Raw genomic sequence first — 13,617 nt, forward strand, 5'->3', positions numbered from 1 at the left:
GCCAGGACGCCACGCAGGGCGCCGTTCCCGGACCGGGACGGCGCCCTGCGCCGTTCCGTACCGCCGGGCGTGTGGTCCGTACCGGCGGGTGTGCGGCGGGGCGTTCACCGGGCCTCCACGGCGGTGCACTGCCACTGCCCGGCCGGGCCGCGCTGCTCCAGCCGGAAGGCCACCATGTGGTGGCGCCGGCCGAGGTCGACCCGCACGCAGGCCTCGACCGCGTCGGGTGAGGGCGAGCGGTCGTGGACCGGGCCGAGCCGGGGCCGGTCGGCGGGGCCGCCGCGGCGCAGCGCGCCGGCCCGGACCAGCGAGGCGAGCTGCCCGTAGCCGTCCAGGCTGGTGTGCCGCATCAGCTGGCCGGAGGGCCGGGCGCCGGTGAGCACCTCGACCAGCTGGCGGGCGAACCGGGCGGCCAGCGCCCCGGAGCCCGGCCCGGCGTTCGGCCCGGGGGTATTGGTGCAGGCGGCGCGCGGGTGGCGCGGGCGGCGGCCGGCCGGCTCGCAGCCGCCGGCGTCACGCGGACGGCGGTACGGGCGGGCGGCGGGGTGGGCGCTGTACCGGACGGTCACGGGGTGGCTCCTCGGCTGGGTGGTGCGGGTACGGACGGGTCCAGGCTGGGGGCGTCCCGCGCGGGGCGGCAACGGGTTTCCGGGGCGGCCGGGACGGGTCGCCGAATTCACCTATCCGGGGGAACCGGCCTGTGCGGCGCCGGGCCGGAGGGGCGGTCCGACGGCGCCCGGTTGACGTGCGGGGACGGGCCGTACGGTCCAAAAGGGGACGCTCCGGCTGGGCGGACCGGGTGGCGGCGCCCGGCCGCCGCATTGCGCCGTACGGGCGCGGCGCGCACCATCGGAGCCTGACCGGGAGCGGACCGCCGGGCTCCCACGACGAGGGACGGCCGGTATGACGACACGGGTGGCGGCCCCGGCGGCCGCGGGCACCGCCCCGCCCGCCGGCGAAGGCGTGCCGCGGTACGGCGTGGTGCTGGGCGGCGGCGGGATGCTCGGCGCGGCCTGGACGGTCGGCGCGCTGTGCGCCGTCGAGGAGGCCACCGGGCGGCAGCCGGGCGGGGCCGACGTCCTGCTGGGCACCTCGGCGGGCGCGATCCTCGCCGCGATGCTGGCCGGCGGCGTCCGCCCCGAGCAGCTGCGCGACCACCAGCGCGGCCTGCCGATCACCGAGGGGCCGCTGTCCGGGACGGCCTTCGACTACGACACCGCCGTCGGCGGCGCGCTGCCGCCCCGCCCCCGGGCCGGGATCGGCTCGCCCGGCCTGCTGCGGGACGCCGTCCGGCACCCGCGCGAGTACCCGCTGCTGACCATGGTCTCGGCGATCGCGCCGCACGGCCGCGGTTCGCTGGCGCCGGTCGGCGAGCTGGTGCGCGGCCTGCTCGGCGACGGCGGAGGGCCGGAGCCCGGCGGCGGGGGATCGCCGCTGCGGGTGGTGGCCGTGGACTACCGCAGCGGCCGCCGGGTGGTCTTCGGCGACCCGGACGCCCCGGCCGTCCCGGTGCCCGACGCCGTGATGGCCTCCTGCGCGATCCCCGGCTGGTTCGCGCCGGTGCGGCTGGACGGCTCGGCGTACGTGGACGGCGGCTGCTGGTCCGCCACCAACGCCGACCTGATGCTCGGCCGGGGGCTGGACGAGGTGTACGTGCTCGCCCCGATGGCCCTGCGGCTGGACCCGAGGCCGGGGCGGGCCGGGCGGCGGGGCCGGGAGGACCGGGACGGGCAGGACGGCCGGGAGGGCCGGCTCGGGGGCGGCCGCGACACCCTGGCCGCCCTGCGCGAGTGGCGCGCCCGGGACCGTCCGCGCGGCGTGCTCGCCCAGCTGGTGAGCCGCTACCGCCATGCCGTCACCCGGCAGCTGCTGCGCGAGGCCGCCCAGCTGCGGGCCGAGGGCGTCCGGGTGCGGCTGCTCGCGCCGACCCTGGCGGACCTCGCGGTGATGGGCCCGAACATGATGGACCCGGCCCGCCGCGGCGCCGTCCTGGAGAGCGCCCTGCGCACCAGCCGGGAGGCGCTCCGGGCCTAGCGCGGGCCCGGCGCGGCGCCGACGCGGGCCCGGCGCGGGCACCGCCCGGCCCCAGCCGGCCCCGGCCGCGGGCGCCCGCCCCCGGACCAGGGGTGATCACGGGCGGCCCGGCGGCGCTTATTCTTGGGGCGCTGGAGACTGTGCTGCTGGACGAACCCCGCTGGACGAACCGGAGAGTGCCCCCGATGCGCGTGTACGTGCCCACCACCCTGGCCGGCCTGGCGGCGGCGCACGAGGGCGGCGCCCTGGACCAGTCCGCCGCGTACGCGGTGACGCCCGCGCTGCGCGAGTGGTACGTCAGCGACGACCTGGAGGAGCTGGAGTACGCGGCGCTGAACCGGGCCGCCCAGTCCTCGCTGCGGCTGCTGGCCGCCGACCCGGGGGCCCCGCGCCGCCGGGTGGTGGTGGCGCTGGACGTGGCGGACGGGTCGGTGCGGCCGTTCCCCGGCGACGAGTACCAGGACCAGGCCTCGCTCGGCCGGGTGGTGCTGGCCGGCCCGGTGCGGCTGGCCAAGGCGGCCGCGGTGCACGCCGACGTGTCCGACGACGAAGTGGTCACGGACGTCGCGGCGGCGGTGGCGGCGGTGGCCGCGGCCGACGCCGGCGACCAGGACGCCCAGTTCACCGTGGACGGCGCCGAGGACCACGACCTGCTCTGGTTCGCGACCCAGGAGATCCCCTCCCTGCTCGGGTGAGTTCCGCCCTACCGGCGTGTCACCCGGCCGGGTTACCGTTTCACCCCGTGCGCACTCACATCGTTTGGGACTGGAACGGCACGCTCTTCCACGACATGGAGGCCGTGCTCGGGGCGAGCAACGCCGCGTTCGCGACCATCGGCGTCGGGCCGATGACGCTCCAGGAGTACCGCGAGCAGTACGAGATCCCGATCCCCCGCTTCTACCAGCGTCTGCTCGGCCGGACGCCCTCCGCGGAGGAGTGGCTGAGGCTCGACGACGCGTTCCACGACCGCTACCGGGAGCTCAGCCCGTCCTGCGGGCTGACCGAGGGCGTGCGCGAGCTGTTGGACGGCTGGCGGGAGGCCGGGAACAGCCAGTCGCTGCTGTCGATGTACGAGCACGACAAGCTGGTGCCGCTGGTCGACACCTTCGGCCTGAGCAGCGGTTTCCTGCGGGTGGACGGCCGCAGCGGCCCGTCCGGCGGCCAGAAGGCGGAGCACCTGACCCGGCACCTGGCCGCGCTGGGCGAGCGGGTGGACCCGGCCCGTACGGTGCTGATCGGCGACGCCGCGGACGACGCCCTGGCGGCGCTGGGCGCGGGCGCCCACGCGGTGCTCTACACCGGCGGTTCGCACACCCGGGAGAAGCTGGAGCCGGTCGGCGTCCCGGTGGTGGACAGCCTGGCCGAGGCGGTCGAGCTGGCGGGCCGGATCACGGGCTGAACCCCGGGCCCGTCCGGAAGGGGCGGGACGGGATACCGGTGGACGTGGCGGGCGCCACGTCCGCCGTCCGCGTGTCTGAGCGGGCGGATCGCGCCCCGGCTGGTCAGGCTGGTGTCACACCCGACCAGCCCCAGGACGGAGCCCGCCATGCCCATCGACGCAGTCACCGAGGTGCCGGTCCCGGTCAACGAGCCGGTGCGGGCGTACGCGCCCGGCAGTCCGGAGCGGGACCGGCTGGTGCGGCGGCTGGACGACCTGGCGGCCGAGCAGGTCCCGCTGCCGATGACGATCGGCGGCGAGCAGCGCTTCGGCGGCGGCGAGCGGATCGAGGTGGTGCAGCCGCACCACCACGCCGCCAAGCTGGGCGTGCTCGGCAACGCCACCCGGGAGGACGCCCGGGCGGCGGTGGACGCGGCGCTGGCCGCCGGCCGGCAGTGGCGCTCGCTCTCCTTCGACGACCGCGCGGCGGTCTTCCTGCGCGCCGCCGACCTGTTGGCCGGTCCCTGGCGGGAGACGCTCAACGCGGCCACCATGCTCGGCCAGTCCAAGACCGCGCAGCAGGCGGAGATCGACTCCGCCTGCGAGCTGATCGACTTCTGGCGGTTCAACGTGCGGTTCGCCCGGCAGATCCTGGCGGACCAGCCGATCTCCTCGCCCGGCGTGTGGAACCGCACCGACCACCGCCCGCTGGAAGGTTTCGTCTACGCGGTCACCCCGTTCAACTTCACCGCGATCGCCGGCAACCTGCCGACCGCCCCCGCGCTGATGGGCAACACCGTGGTCTGGAAGCCCGCGCCGACCCAGACCCTGGCCGCGTACCACCTGATGCGGCTGCTGGAGGCGGCCGGCCTGCCGCCCGGGGTGATCAACCTGGTGACCGGCGACGGCCTCCAGGTCTCCCCGGTGGTGCTCGCCGACCCGGCGTTCGCCGGGCTGCACTTCACCGGCTCCACCGCCACCTTCCGCTCCCTGTGGCAGACCGTCGGCGCCAACATCGGCGGCTACCGCACGTACCCGAGGATCGTCGGCGAGACCGGCGGCAAGGACTTCCTGCTGGCCCACCGCTCGGCCGACCCGGAGATCCTGAAGACCGCGCTGATCCGCGGCGCCTTCGAGTACCAGGGCCAGAAGTGCTCGGCGCTCTCCCGCGCCTACCTGCCGCGCAGCCTCTGGCAGCGGATCAAGGACGACTTCCTGGCCGAGGTGGACGCGCTCGCGGTGGGCGACGTGACCGACCTGTCCAACTTCATGGGCGCCCTGATCGACCGGCGCGCCTTCGAGAAGAACCGGGACGCCATCGATCGGGCGAAGGCCGATCCGACGATCGAACTGGCGGCCGGAGGACAGTACGACGACGCGATCGGCTGGTTCGTCCGGCCGACCGTGCTGGTCTCCTCCGACCACCGGGGCGAGATCTTCCGGACCGAGTACTTCGGCCCGATCCTCGCCGTCCACGTCTACGAGGACTCCCGCTGGGACGACGTGCTGCGCCGGGTCGACGCCGGCGCCCCGTACGGCCTGACCGGCTCGGTGATCGCGCAGGATCGTTACGCCATCGCGCAGGCGGTCGAGGAGCTGCGGTTCACCGCGGGGAACTTCTACATCAACGACAAGCCGACCGGCGCGGTGGTCGGCCAGCAGCCCTTCGGCGGCGGCCGGGCCTCCGGCACCAACGACAAGGCGGGCGCCGCGCAGAACCTGCTGCGCTGGACCTCGGCCCGGTCGATCAAGGAGACCTTCGTCCCGCCGACCCACCACGGCCACCCGCACATGGGCTGAGAGTGAACACCGGGCTCCGGTTTGGACATGCTGTCCAGGACGGACCCGACTTCCTGCGGGTTTGCGCCGACCTGTCCCTGTCCACCTTCGATTGATCCGGTTAGGCTGGCTGGCGTCGTCGGGTGGCTGCAGGACGAACGGAACGTCCTACCCGCTGGGAGGGCGTTTCATGCGTGCCATGAGCCCCTTTCAGTCGGATGGTGCGGCAGGATTGCGGTGACCCGTCGGTGTACATCCACACACCACCGAGTCACGCAACGGCGCGCGACAGGAGCCAAGAAGTCATGCAGACCAAGCTGGACGCAGCCAAGGCCGAACTGCTCAAGAAGGCAGCCGCAGCCGCTGAGAACAGCCAGGTGGGGGGAGCGGCGCCGGGGGAGGGTCTGAGCAACGGCGCTCTGACCGCGTACCTGCACCACTACTACCTCCACACCGCGCCCGACGACCTGGTCGACAGAGACCCGGTCGACGTGTACGGCGCGGCCGCCTCCCACTACCGCCTGGGCCTCAAGCGCCCGCAGGGCACCGCCGAGGTGCGGGTCCACACCCCCTCGGTCGAGGAGAACGGCTGGTCCTGCGGCCACACCGTGGTCGAGGTCGTCACGGACGACATGCCCTTCCTGGTCGACTCCGTCACCAACGAGCTGTCCCGCCAGGACCGCGCGATCCACGTCGTGATCCACCCCCAGCTGGTCGTCCGCCGCGACATCACCGGCAAGCTGCTGGAGATCCTGGACGTCGACGCCTGCTCCCGCAGCCAGGCCGCCGGCACCGAGTGGCCCGCCGACGCGACCGTCGAGTCGTGGATGCACATCGAGGTCGACCGCGAGACCGACCGCGAGGACCTGCGCGCCATCGAGGCCGACCTGCGCCGCGTGCTCGGCGACGTCCGCGAGGTCGTCGAGGACTGGGGCAAGATGCGCGAGAGCGCCCTGCGCCTGGCCGACGAGCTGGCCGAGGAGCCCCCGGCCGGCCTGCCCGAGCAGGAGGTCGGCGAGGCCTGGGAGCTGATGCGCTGGCTCGCCGACGACCACTTCACCTTCCTCGGCTACCGCGAGTACGACCTGGTCGAGCACGAGGGCGAGGAGGTCCTCAAGGCCGTCGCCGGGACCGGCCTCGGCATCCTGCGCTCCGACCCGCACAGCCACGACGACGCCCACCACGCCGTCAGCGAGGCCTTCGGCCGGCTCTCCGCGCCGGTGCGCGCCAAGGCCCACGAGAAGAAGCTGCTCGTCCTGACCAAGGCCAACAGCCGGTCCACCGTGCACCGCCCGGCCTACCTGGACTACGTCGGCGTGAAGAAGTTCAACGCCGCCGGCGAGCCGGTCGGCGAGCGCCGCTTCCTCGGCCTGTTCTCCTCCGCCGCCTACACCGAGTCGGTCACCCGCATCCCGGTCGTGCGCCGCAAGGTCCAGGAGGTGCTGGAGGACTCCGGCTTCTCCAGCGAGAGCCACGACGGCCGCGACCTGCTCCAGATCATGGAGACCTTCCCGCGGGACGAGATCTTCCAGACCCCGGCCTCCGAGCTGCTCTCCATCGCGACGAGCGTGCTCTACCTCCAGGAGCGCCGCAAGCTGCGGCTGTTCCTGCGCCAGGACGAGTACGGGCGCTACTTCTCGGCGTTCATCTACCTGCCGCGCGACCGCTACACCACGCGCATCCGGCTGCTGATCACCGACATCCTCAAGGAGGAGCTGAACGGCGCCACCATCGACTACACGGTGTACGCCACCGAGTCGGTGCTGACCCGTCTGCACTTCGTCGTCCGGGTCGCCCCGGGCACCGCGCTGCCGCACCTCAGCGACACGGACATCGAGCGGATCGAGAACCGGCTGGCCGAGGCCGCCCGGTTCTGGATGGACGGCTTCCACGACCAGCTGCACACCGAGCTGGGCGAGGAGCGGGCCGCCGAGCTCGGCCACAAGTACGCCAACGCCTTCCCCGACGGCTACCGCGCCGACTTCCCGCCGCGCACCGCCGTCGCCGACATCAAGCAGATCGAGTCGCTGCACGGCGAGGGCGACTTCCGCCTGAACCTGTACCAGCCGGTCGGCGCCGGCGACGACGAGCGCCGCTTCAAGATCTACCGGGTCGGCGGCCCGATCTCGCTGACCGAGGTCCTGCCGGTGCTCCAGCGCCTGGGCGTCGAGGTGCTGGACGAGCACCCGTACGCGCTGCGCCGCTCCGACGGCAGCACCGCGTGGGTCTACGACTTCGGCCTGAAGCTGCGCGAGGCCACCGAGCTCACCGACGAGGCCCGCGAGCGCTTCCAGGAGACCTTCGCCGCCACCTGGACCGGCAAGGCCGAGAACGACGGCTTCAACGAGCTGGTGCTGACCGCCGGGCTGACCTGGCGCCAGGCGATGATGCTGCGCGCGTACGCCAAGTACCTGCGCCAGGCGGGCTCCACGTTCTCCCAGGACTACATGGAGGACGCGCTCCGCAACAACACCCACTCCACCCGGCTGCTGGTCAACCTGTTCGAGGCCCGGCTGAGCCCGAGCCACCGCGCGGGCGCCCTGGAGCTGACCGAGGGCATCCTGGAGGAGCTGTCCGGCGCCCTCGACGAGGTCGTCTCGCTGGACGAGGACCGCATCCTGCGCTCCTTCCTGAACCTCATCAAGGCCACCCTGCGGACGAACTTCTTCCAGCACGCCGCCTCCGGCGAGTGGCACTCCTACGTGTCGATGAAGTTCGACCCGAAGGCCATCCCGGACCTGCCGGCCCCGCGCCCGGCGTTCGAGATCTGGGTCTACTCGCCGCAGGTCGAGGGCGTCCACCTGCGCTTCGGCAAGGTCGCCCGCGGCGGTCTGCGCTGGTCCGACCGGCGCGAGGACTTCCGCACCGAGATCCTGGGCCTGGTCAAGGCGCAGATGGTCAAGAACACCGTCATCGTCCCGGTCGGCGCCAAGGGCGGCTTCGTCGCCAAGCAGCTGCCGGACCCGGCGGTCGACCGCGACGCCTGGCTGGCCGAGGGCGTCTCCTCGTACAAGACCTTCATCTCGGCGCTGCTCGACATCACCGACAACCTGGTCGGCGGCGAGGTCGTGCACCCGGCCGACGTGGTCCGCCACGACGAGGACGACACCTACCTGGTCGTCGCCGCCGACAAGGGCACCGCGACCTTCTCGGACATCGCCAACGGCGTCGCCGAGTCCTACGGCTTCTGGCTGGGCGACGCGTTCGCCTCCGGCGGCTCGGCCGGCTACGACCACAAGGGCATGGGCATCACCGCCCGCGGTGCCTGGGAGTCGGTCAAGCGCAACTTCCGCGAGCTCGGCGTCGACACCCAGACCGAGGACTTCACCGTCATCGGCATCGGCGACATGTCCGGCGACGTCTTCGGCAACGGCATGCTGCTCAGCGAGCACATCCGCCTGGTCGCCGCCTTCGACCACCGCCACATCTTCCTGGACCCGAACCCGGAGGCGGCCTCCTCGTACGCCGAGCGCCGCCGCCTGTTCGAGCTGCCGCGCAGCTCCTGGGACGACTACGACCGGTCGCTGATCTCGGCCGGCGGCGGGGTCTTCCCGCGCAGCGCCAAGTCGATCCAGCTGACCCCGCAGGTCCGCGCCGCCCTCGGCGTGTCGGCGACCAAGCTGACCCCGGCCGAGCTGATGCGGGCCGTCCTCCAGGCCCCGGTCGACCTGTTCTGGAACGGCGGCATCGGCACCTACGTCAAGGCCTCCACCGAGACCAACGCCGAGGTGGGCGACAAGTCCAACGACGCCATCCGGGTCAACGGCGAGCAGGTCCGGGCCCGGGTCATCGGCGAGGGCGGCAACCTCGGCTGCACCCAGCTCGGCCGCATCGAGTACGCGGCCACCGGCGGCCCGGAGGGCACCGGCGGCTGGATCGACACCGACGCGATCGACAACTCGGCCGGTGTGGACACCTCGGACCACGAGGTCAACATCAAGATCCTGCTCAACCAGGTGGTCGCCGAGGGCGACATGACGGTCAAGCAGCGCAACGTCCTGCTGGCCGAGATGACCGACGAGGTCGGCCACCTGGTGCTGCGCAACAACTACGCGCAGAACGTGGTGCTGGCCAACGCCGTCGCCCAGGCGCACAGCATGGTCAACGTGCACGCCCGGATGATCAGCCGCTTCGAGTCGGCCGGCCGGCTGGACCGCGGGCTGGAGTTCCTGCCCGCCGAGCGCCAGATCCGTGAGCGCCAGCAGAACGGCCGCGGCCTCTCGCAGCCCGAGATGTCCGTCCTGCTCGCCTACACCAAGATCATCCTGGCCGAGGAGCTGCTGGCCACCGAGCTGCCGGACGACCCGTTCTTCCGCACCTCGCTGCACGAGTACTTCCCGACCGCGCTGCGGGCGAGGTTCGCCGACGCGATCGACAACCACGCGCTGCGCCGCGAGATCATCACCACGCTGATCGTCAACGACACGATCAACCGCGGTGGCTGCACCTTCGCCTTCCGCCTGAAGGAGGAGACCGGCGCGACCTACGAGGAGATCGCCCGGACGCACACCGCCGCGCGGGCCGTCTTCGACCTGGAGCCGATCTGGGCCGAGATCGAGGACCTGGACAACAAGGTCCCGGCCCGGGTGCAGACCAAGATGCGGCTGCACTCGCGGCGCCTGGTCGAGCGCGCCACCCGGTGGATGCTCAACAACCGCCGCCAGCCGCTCGACATCGCCGGCACCATCGAGTTCTTCCACGACCGGGTCAACCAGGTCTGGGCGTCGCTGCCCAAGCCGCTCCGCGGCGAGGACCTGACCTGGTTCGAGTCGATCTACGGCGAGCTCGCCGCGGCCGGGGTGCCGGAGGAGCTGGCCACCCGGATCGCCGGCCTCTCCTCGGTCTTCCCGACCCTGGACGTCGCCGAGGTCGCGGACCGCTCCGGCAAGGACGTCGCCGAGGTCGCCGACCTCTACTACGACCTGGGCGACCGGCTCCAGATCTCGCACCTGCTCGACCGCATCATCGAGCTGCCCCGCACCGACCGCTGGTCGTCGATGGCCCGGGCCGCGATCCGCGAGGACCTCTTCGCGGCGCACGCGGCGCTGACCGCCGACATCCTGGCCTGCGGCCCCGAGGGCGCGACCCCGGAGGAGCGGTACACCGCCTGGGCCGAGCTCAACGCGACCCTGCTGAACCGCGCCAAGAGCACCCTCGACGACATAAGGGGTTCGGACAACTACGAGCTGTCCAGCCTCTCGGTCGCGATGCGCGTCATCCGCACCCTGCTGCGCACCGGTTCGATGCGCTGACGGACGGCTGTACCGGAGGGGCCCGCGTCCACGGACGCGGGCCCCTTCCGCATGTCCGGCCGCCCGCCCGGAGGGCCGTCCGATGGCCCTCCGGAGAAGTCGTCCGGAGGTCCGTCCTGAGGTCCGTCAATTCCGGAGCGTGACAGCGGAATCACGCTGCGCGCGAATCGAAGTGTGGTCGGGATGTGTCCCTATGGTTAACGCGGCGTCACGAATGCCGCCATTTCTTGTCAGAGTTCCCAGCAAGTCGTGGAATTTCGCCCCAACTGCCCTTTTTGCTATCTGTTCTGACATGGCATGAGGTGCAGTAGGCTGACTCCGCGATAGGCGTCGCCGCAGGTCTCGTACCGGAACGCACTTCGATGTGGTGTGACATCGGGTGCCTTTCGGAGAGGTTCAGGCCGCCAGTCCCATTCGCGTTCCGGGGCCCGGACCGGCCCCACGCGATGCCACCTGAAGAGAGTTTCATGACGTCATTTGTGCAGGAACCCTTTTTCTGGGTCTTCATCGTGGTGATGCTCGTATCCGTCGGAGCGGCCCTCCAGGCCCGCCGGACGAACCTCGCCCTGCGACGGCGCAACGCCTCGCTGGAGGAGGAGAGCGCCCTGGCACAGCGGCAGCGCGAGGAACTCGCCGTGCTGCACGACCGCCTGCAGGGCCAGCACGCCTCCGAGCTGACGGCCGTCCGCCGGGACGCCGAGGAGGACACCAAGGCCGTCCTCAAGGCGGCGATGCGGACGCTGCAGGGCTTGGCCGACGAGCAGCAGATCGTCATCGACAAGGTGCAGCGGAAGTACGGCGACAGCCCGCAGATCCTCGCCGACCTGATGACGATCGACCACACCAACAGCCAGTTCGGCCGGCGTGCCCAGGGCATCGCGGTGCTCTGCGGCGGCTGGCTGGGCCGCCGTGAGAGCGTCGCCTCGGTCTTCGACGTGGTCCGCAGCGCCCAGGGCCGGATCCGGCACTTCGACCGGGTGCGGATCCACTCCCGGGTCAGCGTCTCGCTCGCCAGCAAGGTCGTCGAGCCGGTCGCCGTCGTGCTGTCCGAGCTGCTCGCCAACGCGACCAACTACTCCGCCCCGGACACCCCGGTGGAGGTCAGCGTCCAGGCCGTCCCCACCGGCGTCTGCCTGATCATCGACGACGCCGGCCTCGGCATGGGCCAGGAGGAGAAGGACCGCGCGTCGCTGCTCCTGAACCCGGGCGCGCCGATCAGCCTCACCAGCCTGGGCAACCCCCCGAAGTTCGGCTTCGCCGTCTCCGGCATGCTGGCCGCCCGCTACGGCTTCCGGGTCTCCGTCGACTCCGTCTCCCCGTACGGGGGCGTGCGGGCCGTGGTGCTGCTGCCGGCCGAGCTGCTGAGCAGCGAGGTCGCGGCCCCGCCCGTCGCCGAGCACACCGACTACCCCGACTACCAGGCCGCGCCGGTGGAGCAGCCCGCGCAGGCCTGGGCGCCGGGGGCCGGCCAGCGGCTCGTGTCGCTGTCCGAGCCGACGGCGCCCCTGGCCCCGGTGCCGACGCCGTACGCGGCGACGGCGGGACCGGAGACGACCGCGGACGGACTGCTGCCCCGGCGCCGCCGCCAGCGTCCCGTGTCGGTCGTCCCCACCCCGCAGGAGCCCGGTCCCGGTCGGGCCGAGGATCCGCGGGGCACCGGCCAGTACACGCCGTCCCGCCTCGGCGCGTTCCAGCGCGGCACGCTGTCCGGGCGCAACACCATGACCACGGAAGGAACCGAGATCCAGTGAGCCGCGATCTTTCCTGGGTGCTCAACGACGTACTCCAGGTACCGGGCGCCCGGCACGCTATCCTCGTCTCCGCCGACGGCCTCCTGCTCGAACGGTCCAGCGAGATCGGCCGTGACGAGGCGGAGACCAACGCCGCCGCGATGAGCTCGATGCAGTCGCTGAGCCGCGCGGTCGCCCCGTTCGTCGGCGGCGGCGCCGGGGTCTGGCGCCAGACCCTCCTGGAGTACGACCACGGCTGGATCTTCCTGATCGCGGCCGGCAGCGGCGCGTACCTGGCCGCCTCCACCGCCCCCGACGTCGACATGGAGGCGATGTCCTTCCGGATGCAGCAGCAGGTGGGCGCGCTCGGACGGGCGATGTCGGCGGCGCCGCGCCAGAGCACGCTCAGCGGCTCATGACGACCGGCGGCGAGGAACAGCGGGTCTCCGGCGGCTTCATCCGCTCCTACGTCATCACCGGTGGGCGCGCGTTACCGAGTGCGGACGACCTGTCTCTGATCACCCTGGTCACCATCGCGCCCGAGCAGGACCTCCCCGCGCTGCCGAGCCCGGAGACCCGGGCGATCTGGGAGCTGTGCTCCGGCGGCTACCTCTCGGTGGCCGAGGTCGCGGCCCGGCTGGAGCTGCCGGTGGGGGTCGTGAGGCTGCTGCTGACGGACCTGATCCGTGAGGGGCGGCTGCTGCGGCGGTCGGCCCCGCCCCCGGCCCAGGCCCCGGACCCGAGACTTCTAGAGAAGGTACTGCATGGACTTCAACGCCGGTTCGCCTGAGGACATCTACGTCCCGGGCGCGGTGACGACCGCTGTCAAGATCCTGGTCGTGGGGCACTTCGCGGTCGGCAAGACGACGCTCATCGGGGCCCTGTCGGAGATCGCCCCGCTGAGCACCGAGGAGAGCATGACGCAGGCGTCCATCCGCGTCGACGACCTCCGCGGGGCGCCGGACAAGAAGACCACGACCGTCGCCCTGGACTTCGGTCGGCTGACGCTCGGCGACGACCTGGTGCTGTACCTGTTCGGTACGCCGGGCCAGCAGCGGTTCATGCAGCTCTGGGAGGACATGGCGCGGGGGGCGCTGGGGGCGCTGCTGCTGGCCGACCCGACCCGCCTCGCGGACACCTTCCCCGTCATCGACCTGATCGAGCAGTACGGCCTGGAGTACGCGGTCGCGGTCAACAGCTTCGACCGGGAGAGCGGGTACACCGAGGACCAGCTGCGCGAGGCGCTCGACCTGCTGCCGCACACGCCGGTGGTGTTCTGCGACGCGCGGGACCAGCGCTCCTCGGCCAACGCCCTGCTGACGCTCGTCCGGCACCTGCTCGACCGCGCCTCCTGACCTCCCCACGGCTCCTCCCTCCCCCACGCCTTCCTCCCCTCACGTCTCCCGGGTCCGCACCCGCCCGGGGCCTCCTCCAAGGAACGACC

10 protein-coding genes are annotated in these 13,617 nt (G+C 72.6%); 9 read left to right on the forward strand and 1 reads right to left on the reverse strand.

All coding sequences use genetic code 11. The features are described from left to right. Positions 1-104: 104 nt before the first annotated feature. Positions 105-569, reverse strand: coding sequence for an Rv3235 family protein (locus tag AMK13_RS30640; protein WP_074005009.1), 465 nt, complete (start codon positions 567-569; stop codon positions 105-107). 334 nt (positions 570-903) lie between these two features. On the opposite strand from AMK13_RS30640, the gene AMK13_RS30645 reads away from it, so the two are divergent. From AMK13_RS30645 to AMK13_RS30685, 9 genes are all read left to right on the forward strand, one after another. Further along, complete coding sequence (locus AMK13_RS30645) at positions 904-2,034, forward strand: patatin-like phospholipase family protein (protein WP_074005010.1); 1,131 nt, start codon at positions 904-906, stop codon at positions 2,032-2,034. Between the two features lie 185 nt (positions 2,035-2,219). After that, positions 2,220-2,729: a DUF6912 family protein gene (locus AMK13_RS30650; RefSeq protein ID WP_049653861.1), complete on the forward strand. Its 510-nt coding sequence runs from the start codon at positions 2,220-2,222 to the stop codon at positions 2,727-2,729. 47 nt (positions 2,730-2,776) lie between these two features. After that, on the forward strand, positions 2,777-3,433 hold the full coding sequence (locus tag AMK13_RS30655) for an HAD family hydrolase (protein ID WP_074005011.1): 657 nt from the start codon (positions 2,777-2,779) through the stop codon (positions 3,431-3,433). 153 nt (positions 3,434-3,586) lie between these two features. Continuing rightward, positions 3,587-5,212, forward strand: a complete 1,626-nt coding sequence (gene pruA / locus AMK13_RS30660) for an L-glutamate gamma-semialdehyde dehydrogenase (protein WP_074005131.1) — start codon at positions 3,587-3,589, stop codon at positions 5,210-5,212. 284 nt (positions 5,213-5,496) lie between these two features. Continuing rightward, positions 5,497-10,443 (forward strand): NAD-glutamate dehydrogenase, encoded by a 4,947-nt coding sequence (locus AMK13_RS30665; RefSeq protein WP_074005012.1) that lies wholly within the window; start codon positions 5,497-5,499, stop codon positions 10,441-10,443. Positions 10,444-10,910: 467 nt separating this feature from the next. After that, complete coding sequence (locus AMK13_RS30670) at positions 10,911-12,194, forward strand: ATP-binding protein (protein ID WP_049653847.1); 1,284 nt, start codon at positions 10,911-10,913, stop codon at positions 12,192-12,194. Next, entirely contained in the window at positions 12,191-12,592 is a 402-nt protein-coding gene (locus AMK13_RS30675; RefSeq protein ID WP_049653846.1) for a roadblock/LC7 domain-containing protein, read from the forward strand. Before AMK13_RS30670 ends, AMK13_RS30675 begins: the two co-directional genes overlap by 4 nt. Continuing rightward, the gene (locus AMK13_RS30680; RefSeq protein WP_049653843.1) at positions 12,589-12,963 is read left to right on the forward strand and encodes a DUF742 domain-containing protein; all 375 of its coding nucleotides are present in this window, start codon (positions 12,589-12,591) and stop codon (positions 12,961-12,963) included. The genes AMK13_RS30675 and AMK13_RS30680 overlap by 4 nt, the downstream gene beginning before the upstream one ends. Beyond that, entirely contained in the window at positions 12,938-13,528 is a 591-nt protein-coding gene (locus AMK13_RS30685; RefSeq protein WP_074005013.1) for a GTP-binding protein, read from the forward strand. The genes AMK13_RS30680 and AMK13_RS30685 overlap by 26 nt, the downstream gene beginning before the upstream one ends. Positions 13,529-13,617: the final 89 nt, after the last annotated feature.

The organism is Streptomyces sp. CB02056 (genome assembly GCF_001905545.1).
In the GTDB taxonomy this organism is placed as follows: Bacteria; Actinomycetota; Actinomycetes; order Streptomycetales; family Streptomycetaceae; genus Kitasatospora.

Excerpts from the sequence above, each read along its gene's own strand:
- AMK13_RS30645 (WP_074005010.1), top strand. The coding sequence starts at position 904 with ATGACGACACGGGTGGCGGCCCCGGCGGCCGCGGGCACCGCCCCGCCC.
- AMK13_RS30650 (WP_049653861.1), top strand. The coding sequence starts at position 2,220 with ATGCGCGTGTACGTGCCCACCACCCTGGCCGGCCTGGCGGCGGCGCAC.
- AMK13_RS30665 (WP_074005012.1), top strand. The coding sequence starts at position 5,497 with ATGCAGACCAAGCTGGACGCAGCCAAGGCCGAACTGCTCAAGAAGGCA.
- AMK13_RS30670 (WP_049653847.1), top strand. The coding sequence starts at position 10,911 with ATGACGTCATTTGTGCAGGAACCCTTTTTCTGGGTCTTCATCGTGGTG.
- AMK13_RS30680 (WP_049653843.1), top strand. The coding sequence starts at position 12,589 with ATGACGACCGGCGGCGAGGAACAGCGGGTCTCCGGCGGCTTCATCCGC.
- AMK13_RS30685 (WP_074005013.1), top strand. The coding sequence starts at position 12,938 with ATGGACTTCAACGCCGGTTCGCCTGAGGACATCTACGTCCCGGGCGCG.